General features: G+C 30.0%; 13 protein-coding genes. All 13 read left to right on the top strand.

Annotated features, from left to right (window positions below; all coding sequences use genetic code 11):
• The first annotated feature begins 7 nt into the window (after nt 1-7).
• On the top strand, nt 8-1,705 hold the full coding sequence (gene recN / locus ACTNBA_RS06720) for a DNA repair protein RecN (RefSeq protein ID WP_441073148.1): 1,698 nt from the start codon (nt 8-10) through the stop codon (nt 1,703-1,705).
• A gap of 236 nt (nt 1,706-1,941) precedes the next feature.
• Nucleotides 1,942-3,096, top strand: a complete 1,155-nt coding sequence (gene spoIVB / locus ACTNBA_RS06715; RefSeq protein WP_441073225.1) for a SpoIVB peptidase — start codon at nt 1,942-1,944, stop codon at nt 3,094-3,096.
• A 252-nt stretch (nt 3,097-3,348) separates the two neighbouring features.
• Complete coding sequence (gene spo0A, locus ACTNBA_RS06710) at nt 3,349-4,182, top strand: sporulation transcription factor Spo0A (RefSeq protein ID WP_441073147.1); 834 nt, start codon at nt 3,349-3,351, stop codon at nt 4,180-4,182.
• A gap of 807 nt (nt 4,183-4,989) precedes the next feature.
• On the top strand, nt 4,990-10,041 hold the full coding sequence (locus ACTNBA_RS06705; protein ID WP_441073146.1) for a S8 family serine peptidase: 5,052 nt from the start codon (nt 4,990-4,992) through the stop codon (nt 10,039-10,041).
• A 129-nt stretch (nt 10,042-10,170) separates the two neighbouring features.
• The gene (locus tag ACTNBA_RS06700; RefSeq protein WP_441073145.1) at nt 10,171-10,689 is read left to right on the top strand and encodes an NUDIX hydrolase; all 519 of its coding nucleotides are present in this window, start codon (nt 10,171-10,173) and stop codon (nt 10,687-10,689) included.
• Nucleotides 10,690-10,769: 80 nt separating this feature from the next.
• The gene (gene spoIIM, locus ACTNBA_RS06695; RefSeq protein ID WP_441073144.1) at nt 10,770-11,408 is read left to right on the top strand and encodes a stage II sporulation protein M; all 639 of its coding nucleotides are present in this window, start codon (nt 10,770-10,772) and stop codon (nt 11,406-11,408) included.
• A gap of 4 nt (nt 11,409-11,412) precedes the next feature.
• On the top strand, nt 11,413-11,631 hold the full coding sequence (locus tag ACTNBA_RS06690) for a hypothetical protein (RefSeq protein ID WP_441073143.1): 219 nt from the start codon (nt 11,413-11,415) through the stop codon (nt 11,629-11,631).
• 195 nt (nt 11,632-11,826) lie between these two features.
• Nucleotides 11,827-12,999 carry a phosphopentomutase gene (locus ACTNBA_RS06685; RefSeq protein WP_441073142.1) on the top strand — a complete coding sequence of 391 codons (1,173 nt, stop codon included), beginning with the start codon at nt 11,827-11,829 and terminating at the stop codon, nt 12,997-12,999.
• A gap of 248 nt (nt 13,000-13,247) precedes the next feature.
• Entirely contained in the window at nt 13,248-14,063 is an 816-nt protein-coding gene (locus tag ACTNBA_RS06680) for a purine-nucleoside phosphorylase (protein ID WP_035129396.1), read from the top strand.
• Nucleotides 14,064-14,118: 55 nt separating this feature from the next.
• Entirely contained in the window at nt 14,119-15,423 is a 1,305-nt protein-coding gene (locus tag ACTNBA_RS06675) for a pyrimidine-nucleoside phosphorylase (RefSeq protein WP_441073141.1), read from the top strand.
• Between the two features lie 220 nt (nt 15,424-15,643).
• Entirely contained in the window at nt 15,644-16,840 is a 1,197-nt protein-coding gene (locus tag ACTNBA_RS06670) for a D-alanyl-D-alanine carboxypeptidase family protein (RefSeq protein WP_441073140.1), read from the top strand.
• A 361-nt stretch (nt 16,841-17,201) separates the two neighbouring features.
• Nucleotides 17,202-17,948 carry a segregation/condensation protein A gene (locus ACTNBA_RS06665; protein ID WP_035129401.1) on the top strand — a complete coding sequence of 249 codons (747 nt, stop codon included), beginning with the start codon at nt 17,202-17,204 and terminating at the stop codon, nt 17,946-17,948.
• Nucleotides 17,941-18,675, top strand: a complete 735-nt coding sequence (gene scpB / locus ACTNBA_RS06660; RefSeq protein ID WP_441073139.1) for an SMC-Scp complex subunit ScpB — start codon at nt 17,941-17,943, stop codon at nt 18,673-18,675. Before ACTNBA_RS06665 ends, scpB begins: the two co-directional genes overlap by 8 nt.
• Nucleotides 18,676-18,807: the final 132 nt, after the last annotated feature.

Below are 18,807 nucleotides of genomic sequence, written 5' to 3'. Positions count from 1 at the left end.
GGTATAAATGCTTTTACAACTTAATATTATGAACTTTGCTCTTATAGAAAAACTATCCATAGATTTTTCTAAGGGATTTAATGTTTTATCAGGAGAAACAGGAGCAGGTAAATCTATATTAATCGATGCTATTAGCTTTGTTCTTGGAGGTAAATTTAATAAGAATTTAATAAGGGTAGGAGAAGATAAAACTGTAGTAGAAGCAGTTTTTTCTATTGAAAATCAAAGAACTAAGGCTATTTTAGAAGAATTAGATATTATTGATGAGGGAATAGTAATACTTAGTAGGGAAAGCTTTCACTCAGGTAAAACCATAGCAAAAGTAAATAATAAAACCTTATTGCTATCTAAAATAAAGCAGGTTAGTGAAACTTTAATTGATATTCATGGTCAACATGAAAACCAAAATTTATTAGATAGTTCAAAGCACATAAATTATGTAGACTCATTTGGCCAAGATTTATTGGTGAATAAGCTTGAAGAATACGATAAATTTTATTTAAAATATGGTGAAGTTGAAGAAAAAATAAATAGACTTCAAGGAAACGATGGAGAAAGAGAGAAAAAAATAGATTTTCTAAAGTTTCAAATAGATGAAATTAATAGCATAAAACCTAAAATAGGTGAAGATGAAGAGTTATCAAAGAAATTTAATATGTTATCTAATGGAGAAAAAATCAAAAAGGCGTTAGAAAAAAGTTATATGCTACTTAAAGAAAATGATGAAAGTAGGATTTCTATTATAGATTCCTTAATGTATGTTATTAGAGAACTTAAGTCTATTGAAGCTCATCATGAAGAAGTTAAATCCATAGTAGATTCTCTGGAGGAATCATATTACTTGTTAGAGGATAATACTAGAACTCTTAGTGACTTAAAGGATAATACAGACTATGATATAGGTGAATTGGAATTTATAAATTCTAGAATGTATCAATTATCTGCTTGTAAAAAGAAATATGGACCTACTTTAGAAGATGTGCTAGTGTATAAAAATAATATAGAAGAACAATATTTCGAATTAATAAACAGTGGAGAGATTATAGAAGAATTATTAAAACAAAAGAAAAAGTTATATGAAAAATTAGAAGGAATAGCACAGGAATTACATAATTTAAGATTAGAAATAAGTGAAGTGCTAGAAAAAGAAATAAAAAAAGAATTAGATTATGTAGGTCTTGAAAAAAGTAGATTTAAAATAGAGGTAGCATATACAGATAATCTTAATTCTAAAGGTAGAGACAAGATACAGTTTAACATTTCCACTAACCCTGGACAGCCATTACAGCCTTTAGAAGAAGTGGTTTCGGGTGGAGAATTATCAAGGATTATGCTAGCACTTAAAACTGTGTTTGTAGATAAAGACCAAATTCCATCTGTAATATTTGACGAGGTAGATACTGGAATAAGTGGTAGGATAGCTCAAAGAGTAGGAGAAAAAATGGTGCTTATTTCTGAAGCTCATCAAGTATTTTGTATAACTCATTTACCACAAATTGCGGCACTAGCAGATGTGAATTATTTAATTGAAAAAAACAGCGATGAAGTAAATACGTTTACAAAAGTTAAGAAGCTGAAGGATGATGAAGTGGAACAAGAAGTAGCTAGAATAATTGGTGGTAGCGAAGTTACGGCTATAACTATTGAAAATGCACGAGAGATGATTTCAAAGGCAAAAGAAATAAAAGGTGATTTAAGACGATAAACAGAGTTCTTAGATTTTATTATAAATTTTAAAAAATAAAAATTAAAATGTGAATATATACTATAAAAATGTTTAACACTATAAACTAAGTATAACTTTAGTTTATAGTGTTTTATTTTCATGTTCTAAAAAATTCAATTAGGAAATCTTTTTGGGTTTAAAAGAAAAAGAACTCTAACATAAAAATTTCTCATAGGGGAAAATTAAAGTTAAACATTCTTTACAGGAGGTAAAGCATTATGAAAAAATTTAGTAATATTTTATTCTTGATATTTACTACAACCTTCATTCTAATATCTATAAATTGCTATACTGATATAATTAATAGATATTTTAATGAAGCAGTGCCTTCAATAAATAATTATTCAAGTGCTATGGACTATAAATTAAATTTTTCAGAAGCTACTAGTCTAAAAAAGGTTAATTATGCTAAAACCTCCGACATAATGGTTTATCCAGGAGGAAAACCTTTAGGAATTAAAATTAATACAAAAGGAGCCCTTGTTATTGCTTTGTCAGATATTGAGGTAGATGGTAATAAGGTTCAAAGCCCAGCTGCTATTTCTGGAATAGCTATAGGAGATAGTATTACAAAAATTAACAATGAAACAATAAAAAGTGCCGAAGATATAGCTACTTATGTAAATAGAGCCAAGGGAGAGCAGATTAAAATTACAGTAAATAGAAAAGGCGAAGAAATGAATTTTGTAGTTAATCCAGTGGTCAGTAAGAAGGATGAAAATTATAAAATTGGATTATGGGTTAGGGATTCTGTGGCAGGTGTGGGAACTTTAACATTTTATCATAAAGAAAGTGGGAAGTTTGGAGCACTAGGACATCCTATAACAGATATGGATACCAATACTATTATGAGTGTTGGGAAAGGTGAAATTGTAGATTCTAATATAGTGTCAGTTAGGAAAGGAGCTAAAGGTAGTCCAGGTGAACTTAGGGGGATTTTTACAGATAGTAATAAGACCTTAGGAATAATTAGATTAAATACCCCTGTTGGAGTATTTGGAGAAGGTAATGATAATTTAATATGCAATAATTATAATAAGCCTATGAAGGTAGGATTTAAAGATGAAGTTAAGGTAGGAAAAGCACAAATTCTTACAACTATAGATGGAGAAGAGCCTGAATTATTTGACATTGTAATAGAAAAATTATTAAATCAACAAGAACCAAATGGCAAAAGTATGATAATAAAAGTTACAGATCCATTATGCATAGAGAAAACAGGTGGTATTATTCAAGGGATGAGTGGAAGTCCAATAATTCAAAATAACAAAATAGTAGGTGCAGTAACTCATGTTCTTGTCAATAAGCCTGATACAGGATATGGAATATATATGGATTGGATGATAAATGAAGCAGACATTAGGAAATAAATAAATATTATCAATTACACTTAAAAAATACAAAAGGCTATATAATAATCATAAATAATTAAATAAAAACAATCTATTTATATAAAATTACAATAGGTTGTTTTTATTTGACTCAAAATGATGTTATAATATAAGAAAAGGTTGAATTTTAAAAAAATTTATTTTTTTTTAGGTAGTAGAAGGAGTTTTATTACTTTTGTCGAAATTATATATCTATGATATGGTAAAAATTACAAAAAGGGGAGTTGTGGAATGGAGCAAAGAAGCATTAATGTGCTAATTGCAGATGATAATAAGGAGTTTTGCAATATTTTAAGTGATTATTTTTTAAGTCAAAAGGACATCAACGTAGTTGGTGTAGCAAAAGATGGAGTAGAGGTTTTAGAACTTATTGAACAAACTAACCCTGATTTAGTAGTTCTAGACATTATAATGCCTCATTTAGATGGATTAGGAGTTCTTGAGAGATTAAATACAATGAATTTAAATCCAATGCCTAGAATAATTATATTATCAGCAGTAGGTCAAGACAAAATAACTCAAAGAGCTATATCTTTAGGAGCTGATTATTATGTAGTTAAGCCTTTTGATATGGATGTATTATCTAATAGAATTAGAGATATGTTTAATAATTCAATTTCAAGTGATATAGTTAGAAAAACACCAGTTACTAATACAACTAGTTCTTCATCATTAATGATGGATGTTAAACCCAAATCAAATAGTGGATCTATGGATTTAGAATCAGAAATTACTAATATCATTCATGAAATTGGTGTACCAGCTCATATTAAAGGGTATATGTATTTAAGAGAAGCTATAACTTTAGTGGTAAATGACATAGAATTATTGTCAGCAGTAACTAAAGAACTATATCCAGCAATAGCTAAGAAATACAATACTACTGCAAGTAGAGTAGAAAGAGCTATAAGACATGCTATAGAAGTTGCATGGGGTAGAGGACAGGTTGATACTATTAATAAGTTATTTGGATACACTATTCATAATGAAAAAGGTAAACCAACAAATTCAGAGTTCATTGCAATGGTAGCAGACAAGCTAAGACTTAAAAATAAAGTGGTATAAACCTAGTAATAGAGCCATTATTTAAAAGTTTCATAGCAACTAACTACTAAATGAGACTCATAATTTTACAATTTAATAGCAATTAATCAGATGGTTAAAACACCTTTAATATATTTGTTAGGAATCAATATATTAAAGGTGTTTTTAACTTGTATAGAAATAAGCAAAATGTGAAGTTATGCCTATATTTTTTAGAAGCACAAAGCTTTATTTCAGCACGAACTTTAAGGAACGTCCACCAATATTCTAATAGTTTGTGTATTCTATCACTGTAATTTTCAACAGAGCCTATTAATAAAATCTTAACAACTTAAGTAAAAAACTGTTAAATTTTATTAAGAATCCTTTACATATAAAAAATATATACAAAGATAATTATAACAATTTCCTACATAAGTAATAAAGTGTAATAAATTTAAATTTTATTATAACGTAATTTGTTTATTGAAATAAAAAAAGATAAAAATGAACATTGTTCATTGACAAAGCTTTTTTTATTAATTACAATGAACATATAACTGAATTTTGGAAAAATTGTAACGATATTATTGACAAACTATCATAATATAAGTCTAGAAAGTATGTTACAAATGATAAATAAAAAATACCATAGATAATTTCAAAAAAATTATTAATCATGATTTAAATTTGCATTATTTAATATTTTTAAATTTTAACTTGATCAATTAAAATTTAAATAATTTATAAAGGTATGCAAGTTTATATAAAATACAAAAAAATCATGGGTAAGTGTTGGGATTTTTTACGAAAAATTTCACACTAAAAAATTAAATAGGGGGTATAGGAATGAAAAATGGGCAAAAAAGATTTTTATCTTCGGTGCTTACTTTCACTGTTATCTTAAGTTCAGTAATAACAGTGAAGCCGATAGTCGCCAATGCTGAGGACTTAAGTGAAAAAGACAAAATAATTCAAGAAATTAAGGCAGATTTCCTAAAAGAAAGAAAAGAACAGATTAAGGAAAATCTAAACTCAAACGAAGAAAGTGCTGTGAAAGAGAAGAATCCAAATGAAATTGTAAGGGTAATAGTTCAAATGGATAATTCTTTTGAAAAAGCAAAGGGGTCGACTTCAGGAGAAAAACTAAAAAATGTTCAAGTAGATATTAAAGCAAAAGCAAAAAAGTTAAAAGGTGCTGAGATTAGAAATACTTATAGTGAGGCTTTTAATGGATTTAGCATGAATGTTAAAAGAAGTGAGCTGTCTAAATTAAAAGCAATACCGGGAGTAAAATCTGTAAAAGAAGCAGTTAAGTATTATCCAATTATGAATAATGCTACAAAACTTACAGAAGCAGTAGAAGTTTGGCAGAAATTAAATTATAAAGGGGAAGGATTGGTAGTATCTATTATTGATACAGGTATAGATGTTGGACATAAGGATATGAAGCTATCAGATCCTAAAAAAGCGAAAATTAAAGATATTAAAGAAGGTGAACATACAAAATTTACTGATAAGGTACCTTATGGTTACAACTTTGCAGATAATAATGATGATGTTAAACCTGGTCCAGGTACAAGCCAACATGGTATGCACGTTGCAGGTATAGTTGCAGCAAATGGAGATGGAGCTGATAGATTTAACTCTGTAAAAGGAGTTGCACCAGAAGCTCAATTGCTAGCAATGAAAGTATTCTCTAATAATCCTGAACTAGGTGGTTGCTTTGATGATGATATAATTGCAGCTATAGATGATTCTGTAAAGCATGGTGCAGACATAATAAATATGAGTTTAGGAAGTTCTGCAGGCTTTGAAGATGATGATAACCCAGTAGCAGTATCAATAAAAAATGCAACAGACAAAGGGGTTATGGTAGTAGTAGCAGCAGGTAATGATGCTACTTCAACAGATACATCTGGTGGAGGACATCCTAATAATGAGTTTGGAATTAAAGATACCGCTATGATATCATCACCAGCTACTGCAGTGGATTCTTTAGCTGTTGCATCTTCTGAAAATTCTGTAAGTGTAAATAAAAATATTACTGTAAAAATTAATGGAAAATCAGAAGACATCAGCTACTACCCATCAGAAAATGATCCATCAGTACTGTTAAAAGATAAAGAATACAATATAGTTGATTGTGGTACAGCTTCAGAAGCAGAAATGTGGAATGTATATGATAAAGTGTCAGGAAATATAGCATTAATAAAATATACTGGTAACTCAACTAGTTCTAGTTTAAGAAAAAGTGCTATGATGTATGGGGCAAAAGGAGTTATTATTTATAGTAATGATGGGGATGAGACACTTCACCCAATGTATGAAGATAAATCTTTAATTCCTACAGCCTGGATTAAAAATTCAGATGGTGTAAAGATAGCTTCAGCTGTAAATGGTGAAGCAAAAGTTACCTTTACTGGGAATAAGAGTGAGGTTATAAGTCCAACTAATGGGGAAATGTCAACTTTTACATCCTTTGGGCCAACACCAAACCTTGAACTTAAACCAGAAATATCAGCTCCTGGTGGTGGTATATATTCTACAGTAAATGATGATAAATATGATAATATGAGTGGAACTTCCATGGCAGCTCCTCATATAGCAGGAGCATCTGCTCTAGTAGTGCAAGGGTTAAAGAAGAATATGCCAAGTCTTTCAGGAAGAGAGCTTGTAGAATTTGCAAAGAAGACTTTAGTAAATACTGCAAAGGTTCAATTAGATAATACATTTGGTGGTGGAGCACCATATTCTCCGAGAAGACAAGGTGCAGGTATAGCAAATGTTAAGGATGCAATAAACAACACTGTTATAGTAACAGCAGAAAATAATAAACCTACTGTATCCGTGAAAGAAGTTGGTAGCAACTTTAATTTTAAATTAAAAGTAAAAAATTATGGAAATCAATCAGTTAATTATGACCTGTTTACTGAGGGGGTTTTAGCTGAAAAAACTGTTGACGAAGATAAGCACTTTGCTGATTATATAATTGAAGGTGCTGAAACTAAGTTTAGCAAAGAATCAATAACTTTAAGTGGACAAGCAGAAGAGACAATAGAAGTAAATATAACTTTGCCAAATAATTTGGAAAAAGATAGATTCGTTGAGGGCTTTATTCATCTAAAAGGTAAATCGGAGAATACACCAGATTTGGTTATACCTTACATGGGGTTTTATGGAGATTGGAGTAAGGGTGATATAATCGATAAACCAGGTTACCAAGAGGGATCTTTAACTAGTCATACATCTTTATCAGAGGGACTATTCTTTGGAATTCCAGTTATTCACGGCCAATTTGAAGAATTAGATAATGGTGGTATAAAGGTTGACCCAGAAACAGTTGCCATTTCTCCTAATGGGGATGATGCTTGTGAATTTGCAGAACCGTACTTAGTTGTACTTAGAAATGCTAAAAGTATTAAGTTTGATGTGGTAGATAAGAATGATGGTACAGAAAAAGTTTTAAGAGTACTAAGTGATGATGAGGATTTACGTAAGGGAATGTTGGCAGATTTAAACTATGGAGCTCAAATGTCCTTCTCAGGATTGTGGGATGGAACCATATATAATAACAAAACTGGCAAGTATGAAGTTGCTAAGGATGGTCAGTATTACATTAGAATAACATCAAAAGTTGATTTACCAACTGCTAAGCCACAAGTTATGTACTTAGCTTTAAAGGTTGACACAGAAGCTCCAAAGGTTAAAATTTTATCTACAGAAAATGATTTAGATGGAGATATCCTTACTGTTAAATGGACTCAAAATGATGAAGGTATAGGAGCTTCCAAATTAATTGAAAAAATTAATTTGTATGGTAATCCTGTTAATAGTTATGCTCATATATATTTAAATGGTGAACGTCAAAGCGATGCAGAACAAACTATAACAAAAGAAAATGATGTTTACAGTGTTAAAATTAAGGTTGATAGTACAAAGGCAAATAGCATTAGTATTGGAGCTCGTGATAGTGCTCTAAACGTTGGAGTAGACACTATAACTCTAGGCTCAATATTAAATGTTGAGAACGTAGAAGATGGAATGTTTATAGGTAAGTCTGAAATTATTGATGGTGTTTATCCTATTACAGGAACAGTATCAAAGGATGTTAAAGAAGTTGAAATAAATGGAGAAAAGGTTGATTTGACAGATAATTATGAATTTAATTATGGTTTAAAGGTTAAAGAAGGTGTAAATGAGGTTAAGGTTATAGCTAAGGATAGCAATGGTAAGGAAATGGAGACATTAACTAAAAGCTATAGCATCACTGTTGACACTGAAGCTCCAGTGGTTAAAATTATTTCTCCAATAGAAAATGGAGATGAAGGAATAATTTCTAATACTGATAGAGTTGTAGTAAAGGGAATTGTCACTGATAATCTAAGTAAATCTGATAAGCTCACTGTAAATATTGGATATAGTTCAGCAGATGTAAATCCCGATGGAACCTTTGAGATAGAGGCTAGGCTGTGGGATCCAAGCAATTTATTAGAAATAGTGGCAAGAGATGAAGCAAACAATTCTTCAGTAGTAAATTTAAGTGTAGGCTATGAAGATTCAAGTGCAGAGTTTCAAATTACCTTTACTAATCTTGATCCACTTACAATATTAGATCCAACTCAAGACTTAGTAAAGGATGGAGTATATAATGTACAAGGATTTGTTTCTAAAAGAATAAATACTTTTAAAATCGATGGCAAGGATGTAAAGATTAAAAAGGATTTATCTTTTGAAGTGCCAGTAGTGTTAGATTCAGTAAGAAAAAAAGTATCAATATTTGCTATGGATGCAAATGAAAAAGTATATTATAACTATGCATACAACATTTATAGTGATGCAAATGCTCCTAAGGTAAATATATTAGAACCAATAGAAAATGCAGATGGAAATGTATATACAAATAAAGATACTTTAAAAATTAAAGGAAATGTTGCAGATGATAGTTTTGGATATTCTTTATTTGTTAATGGAAGCAATATTTTAAAAGCAGATGTATTCCCAGTTACTGGTGAATCAAATAATATAAAAGACTTTGAATACGAAGTTAATGTGGCAAACAATGAAAAAGTTACAGTAGAGGCAACAGATTTATTTGGAAATCACTACTTAAAGGAATACAACGTAATTGTTGATAAGGAAGCACCTAAGGTAACTGTAGAAGGATTAGAAGAAGGTAAAGCATATAATTCTTCAGTAAAACCACAGGTTAAAATTAGTGAAGATGCTGTTACTACTATGACCCTTGATGGCGAAACATATTTAGGAACTGTCATAGATGAAGAGGGAAATCATACATTAGTTGTTACTGCAGTAGATAAAGCAGGTAATGTTTCTGAAGAATATAAAGTAAGCTTTACTATTGATAAAACAGCACCAGAGGTAACGGTAACTGGAGTTGAAGAGGGTAAGGTGTACACTGAAGCCGTAACTCCAGAGGTTAAGGTTAATGAAAAAGCTACTTTAACAATGACTCTTAATGGAAAAGCTTATGATGGAGCTGCTATAAAAGAGTTAGGAAAGCATACATTAGTTGTTACAGCTGTGGATGTAGCAGGTAATAAAACAGAAAAGACAATAAACTTCACTATAGAAGAGAAAAAGGCAAATGAAGACAATCCAAAGGATGAAGGCAATAAACCAGGTGAAGATAAGCCAAAGAATGAAGGCAATAAACCAGGTGAAGATAAGCCAAAAGACCAAGGCAATAAACCAGCTGGCAATAATAAGGAAGGTAATAAACAAGGAAATACAAAAACAAGTACTAGTAATGGAGAAAATATACCTCAATTAGGTTCACTAATAGGTATTAATGTACTAGTGGTATCTGGACTTATAATAATATCTATAGGTGCAGCTTGGATTTTCATTTCTAAAAGAAGAGAAAAAAAACTTAACTAGAAATAGCTTTTAAGGTAGCACCGAAAGGTGCTGCTTTTAGTTTTAAATGAATACACATTTATCATCTGCGACAACTATTTTACAATCCACAGTATGATAGGTTATTATATATTAAAAGGAGTGGTGATGATGAAACTTTTTGAGAAAACTATTAGTGAAGAATATAAGTTTAAAGGAACAGTAATAAATTTAAAAGTGCAGCAAGTGGAACTTCCTAATGGAAAAGTGGGAAAAAGAGAACTTGTAGAACATCCAGGAGCAGTTGGTATAGTAGCTTATTTGAATTCAGATACTATACTTATTGTGGAACAGTTTAGAAAAGCATTAGATAGAGCGATTTTAGAAATACCAGCTGGGAAAATAGAAAAGGGAGAAGATATTAAATTATGTGGTATTAGAGAATTGGAAGAAGAAACTGGATATAAGGCTAAAAAATTTCAGTTCTTAGGTAAAATAGCTACAGCACCTGGATTTTCAGATGAATATATATATTTATATAAGGCTACTGAGTTATATAAAGGTGAAGTTAATAGAGATGATGATGAATTTATAAATGTAAAATCATATAGTATAGATAAGATTAAAGAAATGGTTAAAAGTGGAGAAGTTATAGACGGAAAGACTATTGCAGCTTTAGCATACTTGTAAAAATTAAATAAAATGGAATATTACCCTTAGGTTAGGCATAAATATAAATTAATTCTTAAATAAACTAAGGGGGAATATGTATGACATTAAGAAGCGTAATAGATAGTTTTAATAAACATTTTTATGAAAATATTTGGATGTATTTATTAACAATATTATTTATTGCCACTGGGATGATTCTAGGTCTCTACTGTGTTAAATATATGGGGGATGTGGACAAGAGTACCTTAATTAACTATATAACTGCTTTTGGATCATCATCGACCTTAGATGGATTATCTAATAAAGAAATATTAATGGGTACTTTAAAAAATAATATACCCATTATAATTGGATTTTGGTTCTTGGGATTAACAGTGGTAGGACTTCCAATAATTATTTTGATTAATATTTACAAAGGATTTTCTTTAGGATTTACTTTTAGTTTTTTTATATATGGATTAAAAGAAAAAGGATTACTCTTATCACTTTTAGGTGTTTTACCACAAAATCTTATATATATACCATGTTTAATATTTTTATCAGTACTATCTATTGAATTTTCTATAGGTATAGTAAAAGAAAAATTTACAAAGAAATATTCACCTAATACTGGTTCAGTAAGAAATTATACTATGATGTTTTTAATTGTCACAGGAGTTATGTTTATTGGATTTTTATTTGAGTCTTTTATAACGCCTATACTTATAAATTTTGCACTAAAGGGTCTAGGGGCATAAAAGTATGAAAGATGACATTGAAAAGTTCTTAATTATATACGCAGAGTGCTTTATAATTATATTTGTTATGGGGGGAGTACTGCCTAATATATTAGATTATGTACTGAATTATTTTTATAAACCTGGAATTTATGAAAATAGTATTTTAGTTGGCAATGAACTAATAAAACCTTTAGAAATATTATATAATTATATTCATATATTTAATTCCATATTGAGATAAAGGAATAATATAGATAAATAAATTCAACTAATAAATTGACATATTTCAATAATAATGTACTATTATATTATGTGCCATTGCTAAAAAAGATGGAAGTTTAGCAGTGACACATAATTTATTTTATTTAGTTATATATTTTGAAACAACTGTGGTAAAATATAATATATCAGTGACTAAGAAGAAAGGAAGTATATCATGGATAGAAAAGTAGTTTTAGTTGTGCTTGATAGTGTTGGTATTGGAGAACTTCCAGATGCAGAGCTTTATGGAGATAAAGGTAGTAATACTTTAGGTAATATAGCAAAACATGTTAAAGGTTTTTCTATTCCAAACTTAGAAGCTTTAGGAATTGGTTCCATAGAAGGCGTGGAAAACCTTATTAAGTGCGAAAATCCAGAAGGAATTTATGGAAGATGTAGTGAACTTTCAAAAGGAAAGGATACAATTACAGGACATTGGGAAATGGCCGGAGTAATTTTAGAAACACCTCTTCAAACTTATCCTAATGGTTTTCCAAGAGAAGTTATGGATGAATTTGAAGCTAAGATAGGAAGAAAGACTTTAGGAAATGTAGTTGCTTCTGGTACAGCCATCATTGAGGAATTAGGGGAAGAACATATAAGAACTGGATACCCTATAATCTACACTTCTGCAGATAGTGTATTCCAAATTGCAGCTAACGAAGATGTAATACCTTTAGAAGAATTATATAATATGTGCAAAATTGCAAGAGAAATGTTAGTTGGAGATAAGATGGTAGGTAGAGTAATTGCCAGACCCTTTAAAGGTATGAAAAAAGGTGAGTTTGTAAGAACAGCTAATAGACATGATTATGCACTAGAGCCTTTTAATAAGACTGCTCTTGAGTATGTCAGTGAGGCTGGCTTACCTATGGCAGCTGTAGGTAAGATTAAAGATATATTTACAGGAAAAGGTGTTACAGAATCAGTATCTATAAAGGACAATATGGATGGGGTTGATAAAACTTTACAAATGATGAAGTCTCATTCTAATGGATTCATATTTACAAACTTAGTAGATTTTGATATGAAATTTGGACATAGAAATGATGTAGAAGGATATGCTAAGGCTTTAGAAGAATTTGATGATAGATTACCAGAAATTAAAGAAGCTTTAGGAGATAATGATGTATTAATCATTACTGCAGATCATGGATGTGATCCAACTACAGAAGGTACAGATCATTCAAGAGAATATGTGCCTGTACTTGTATATGGAAGAAATCTTAAGGAAGATATAAATCTTGGAACTAGAAATGGATTCTGCGATATAGGTAAAACTGTATTAGATTTACTTGATATTGAAAATGATTTAGTAGGAAAAAGCTTCAAAGATTTAATTGTATAGCTAGTAACCCAGGGTTAAAAGAGTTTTAAATAGTATAAAAATATAAAGATAATAAGAATAATAAAAATTTTAATACACAAATTACAATATATAAATTCCTTAAAGGTAATAATATATTGTAATTTGTTGTTAATATTATTTGTTTAACTAACTAGTCAAACAAATAATATTAAGATAAATTAATAAGCTGATAACATAGAGTATAACTAAATAAAATTATATAACTGTGAAGAAGAGGAGAAATTATAATGGATATTAAATTAATTAATGAGAGTGTAGAATACATAAAGGCTAAGTTAAGCTTCCAACCAGAAATAGGTATTATCTTAGGCTCTGGTCTTGGTGATATGGCTGATAAAGTTGAAGATAGGGTGGTAGTAAAGTATTCAGAAGTACCTAATCTTCCGGTATCTACAGTACAAGGTCATGCAGGACAATTTGTATGCGGAACTTTAGAAGGTAAAAAGGTTATCATGATGCAAGGTAGATTTCATTATTACGAAGGCCATCCTATGAGTGTATTAGCACTTCCAATCCATATCATGAAATATTTGGGTGTGAAGTCCTTGATAGTAACTAATGCTTGTGGTGGTGTTAATACTAGCTTTGTACCAGGTGATTTAATGATGATTACAGATCATATAAACTTTGCAGGTACAAATCCACTTATAGGTAAAAATGAAGAAGAAATAGGAGCAAGATTCCCAGATATGTCTACAGCTTATGATAGAGAATATTTAAAACTAGCAAAAGAAGTTGGAGCATCTCTTAATATAGAATTAAAAGAAGGGGTTTATATGATGTTTACAGGTCCAGTATATGAAACTCCAGCAGAGGTAAGAATGGCAAGAATACTAGGTGCTGATGCAGTTGGAATGTCAACAGTTCCTGAAGTTATTGCAGCTAATCATTGTGGTCTTAGAATACTAGGAATTTCATGCATAACAAACATGGCAGCTGGAATCTTAGACCAACCATTAAATCATGAAGAAGTAATAGAAACTTCTGCTAAAGTAAAATCAAAATTTGTTTCTTTAGTGAAAGGAATAGTTAGAGAATTATAATAGTGGGCCATTACAAACAAAATTAAATATAAAGGTATAGAGCGGGGTGTGTTTTATGAGAATGTATGATTTGATTCTAAAAAAGAGAAATGGTGGAGAGCTTTCTACAGAGGAAATAAATTATTTTGTAGAGAACTATACAAAGGGAGAAATTCCAGATTATCAAGTATCAGCTCTTTTAATGGCTATATATTTTCAAAAGATGAATAAGAGAGAAACTTCAGACTTAACAATGGCAATGGTACATTCTGGAGATATGTTGGATTTAAGTGAAATTCAAGGCGTTAAGGTAGATAAGCACAGCACAGGTGGAGTAGGAGATACTACGACTTTAGTGCTTACACCTATGGTAGCAGCATTGGGAATACCAGTAGCTAAGATGTCAGGTAGAGGCCTAGGTCATACTGGAGGAACCATAGATAAGTTGGAAGCTTTCAAAGGTTTTTCAGTGGAGATGCCAACAGAAAAATTCATTAATAATGTTAACACTATTAAAATTGCTGTGGGAGGACAGACTGGAGACTTAGCACCAGCTGATAAGAAGTTATATGCCTTAAGAGATGTTACAGCAACCGTTGATAATGTTTCTTTAATTGCATCTAGCATTATGAGCAAAAAAATAGCTTCAGGAGCTGATGCTATAGTTTTAGATGTTAAGGTTGGAGATGGAGCTTTCATGAAAAACACAGAATCTGCTAAGGAATTGGCTACAGAAATGGTTTCTATAGGAAAACATATTGGGCGTAATACTATGGCAGTAATTTCTGATATGGACCAACCATTAGGTTTAGCTATAGGTAATGCTTTAGAAGTAGAAGAAGCCATAAATACATTAAAGGGAAATGGTCCTAAGGACTTATTACAACTTTCTTTAGTTTTAGGAAGTCGTATGGTAATGTTAGCAGGAAAAGCAAGTACTGCTGAGGAAGCTGAAGCTATGTTAAAAGAGACTATAACTTCAGGAGCAGCTATAGAAAAACTTAAAGAATTTGTTAAAGCTCAAGGTGGAGATATAGACTGTATCGATAATACAAATTTATTACCTAAAGCTAAGTATGTAGTACCGGTAATTGCAGAAAATAGTGGAGTGGTTAAAAAAATCCATGCTGAAAACTTAGGAATAGTTGCAATGGAACTTGGAGCAGGAAGAGCCACTAAAGAAAGTAAAATAGATTTAGCAGTGGGAATAGTTTTAAATAAAAAACGTGGTGATAAAGTAGAAAAGGGTGACACCATAGCATATATTCATAGTAATAATGAAAGCCTTATTGAAAAAGCTAATGAGGGTATCTTAAAAAACTATGAAATAGTTGAAGGCTATAAAAACGATATACCACTAATCCATGAAGTAATTAGTTAGTATATATTAATATAAAATGAAGCTCTATAAAATAATTTTTATTTATTTTATAGAGCTTCATTTTATTTTTAAAGTAATATTTACACCTTGAGGATATAAATTCTATATTAGGGAACTCTAAATAGGAAGAAACTTTAGAAAATAAAATTTCTAAATTTCTAGGATAATTTTTAAGATTGAGGTAAAAATAACCTCATAATAATTGTTTTGGAGGTCGGTTATGAAAAAGAATAAATTTGTTTTAACTTTATTATTATCCGTACTACTTTCATTGCAGGCTATAATCCTTCCAACAGCCTTTGCTGATGATGAAATAAAAAATGAGCCTGCAGATAATGTAATAGGATTTGAGCCACAGGCAAAATCTGTAATACTATTAGAGCCTAATTCAGGTAAGATTATTTATGAAAAAAACGCAGATGAACAGTTTGCACCTGCTTCGGTTACTAAGATAATGACTATGCTACTTGCTATGGAAGCCTTAGATGATGGAAGAATAACTCTTCAAGATAAAATAGTTTGTAGTGAAAAGGTTAAATCCATGGGCGGCAGTAGTATGATATTGGACACAGGAGAAGTAAGAACTGTGGAAGAAATTCTAAAAGGTATAGCTATAGCATCAGGAAATGATGCAGCAGTGGCAATGGCAGAATTTTTAGAAGGCAGTGAAGAAGCTTTTGCAGTAAAAATGAATGAAAGAGCTAAAGAACTTGGAATGACTAATACTCACTTTGAAAATGCTACAGGTCTTAGTGCTTCAGGACATTTAAGTACTGCTAGAGATATTTCCATAATGTCTAGAGAGCTTTTAAAACACCCAATTATATTAAAATATTCATCTATATATATGGAAACTATATCAGAAGGTAGAAAAACACCAATTGAATTAGTTAATCATAATAAGTTGGTGAGATTTTACAAAGGGTGTGATGGACTAAAAACAGGATTTACACAAGAAGCTATGTATTGTATATCTGCTACATCAACTAGAGACAATGTAAGGATGCTTGCAGTAATAATGGGAGCACCTACATATAAACAAAGAAATGCAGATGCAAGTAAGCTTATGGATTTTGGATTTTCTAAATACCAAAGTAAAACTATAGTAGCTAAAGATGTAGATGTGCAACAAATCCCATTAAATAAAAAAGGTGATTCTTTCTTTATAGCAAAAGCAAAAGATGATTTAAAAGTAACCATAGAAAAAGGCACTGAGGAAGAATTAACAAAGAAAGTAAATATTAATCCTGAACTGAAAAAAATAAATGCTGGTGATGTTGTTGGATATTGTGAAGTTTATAATGGAGATGAATTACTAGGAAAAGTAGAATTATATAGTGATAGGGAAGTAAAACAATCTCAGTTCTTTAAAAATGTTAAAGATATATTTTCAAATATATTTGATCATTCAATATAAGTATATTTAATCTTTAAATATTAATAATATAGAATAAAAAATAAATATCTGTAAAAAATATATATAAAGGTTAATTTAAAATTCAGTTTAATGCTATGGTTATCAGTTACAATATACAACCCCAAATGTATAATGCTGATATAAAAAGTCACTCTAAAATTTTTAGGGTGATTTTTTATTTTTAAATGAACTACAGTAATTTTTGATTCCAAAATAATAATTGTCATAATTGAAAGATGTGGTTTTTACTATTGTAAATTTAACTAAATTTAGAGTATAATTTAAAATGAGTGTTTTCATGCTAAAATATATATTGAAGTTTTTAGTATGCAGATAAATTTGTTGTAAGGAAGGTGAAATCATGGCATTAACAATTAAAACTTCAAACTTTGAGGGGCCCTTTGACCTTTTATTACACTTAATAAAAAAGAACCAAATGGATATATATAATATAAGTATTTTAGATATAACAAATCAATATATAGGATATCTAAATGAAATGAAGGAATTGGATTTAGATATTGCCTCAGAATTTATTGTTATGGCTACTACATTAATTGAATTAAAATCTAAGGTATTACTTCCTAAAAATAAGGAACCAGAGATTGAAGAGGTTGATGATACACAAGAGCTTATAGATAAATTAGTTCAATATAAAAAATTTAAAAATATAGCTGAATTTTTGGGCAAGAGACAAATGAATACAGGCATTATATTTACTAAAAGGCCTGAAATAATTGAAGATACCAGAGAAAAAAAGCAAGATGCCAAAGAGCTACTTAAGGGCATAACAATGATGGATTTATATAATATGTATATTGAACTTATGGAAATATATAAAAATAAGATGAATGAAACCTTCAACATAGAAGACAGAGTACAGGTTGAGTTATTTAAAATAGAAGATAAGATGGATTACTTAAAAGACGTATTAGTGCATAGTAAAAATACTACCTTCACTAGTATAATAAAGGAGAGCAAAAGTAAAACGGAAATCATTGTAACCTTCTTAGCCTTGTTAGAGTTAATAAAGCTTAAGGATGTACGAGTAGTTCAACATGGTAACTTTGGTGAAATATATTTAGAAGGAGTGATGGGGGATGAATGAACATACTAATTTAAATCATGAAGATGTAGAAGTTAATGATAAAATTTTAAGTAGAGTAAATAAAGAAGATGGAAGTATAGATATTGATCCTAGAAATAAAATAGAAGAGGTTCTTCAAGAATCAGAACATCAGTTAAATTATCTTATAGATGAATCTAAATATGAAAGATATTTTTCTATAATAGAGTCTTTATTATATGTAACTGGAGACCCATTGGAAGTAGACACTATAGCAAGTATTTTAGAATGTTCAGTAGAATTTGCTACAGAACTTTTAAAGGTTTTAGAAAAGGTATATGAAAGAGATGAGTCTAGGGGAGTAAAACTAATATGTATCAATAAGGCCTATCAACTTGGTACAAAACCGATAAATAGTGATTATCTTCAAATGCTGTTAAAGACCAATATAAGACAATCCTTATCTAGGGCTGCTCTTGAAACCCTATCTATAATTGCTTATAAACAACCAATAACTAGAATAGAAATTGAAGACATAAGAGGAGTTAAAAGTGATAGAGCTATTAGTACTTTAGTAGAAAAAGGACTTATAAAGGAATCAGGAAAGAAAAGTGTTATAGGAAGACCAAATCTTTATGCTACTACTGACGAATTCTTAAAGCATTTTGATTTTACATCTTTAGGCGAATTACCATCTTTAGATAATTTTATTGAAGATGAAGAGCTAGTAGAATTAGAGGAAAAGGATATTGAAGAAAAGAAGTTCTAATAATATTATGGCTATATTTAAAATAAAAACTAAATCTTAAATAAATATTGAAGATGTACTTATAGTATTAAAGTACATCTTCAACATTAGAAAAAGATTAGTGAATTATTTTAAAATAGCCTTTTTTCTTAG

Origin of the sequence: Clostridium sulfidigenes (genome assembly GCF_052067195.1) — a bacterium.
Lineage (GTDB): Bacteria > Bacillota > Clostridia > Clostridiales > Clostridiaceae > Clostridium_J > Clostridium_J sulfidigenes.
Note: the sequence above shows the minus strand (reverse complement) of the source record. Positions and strands in the feature narration are given on the sequence as shown.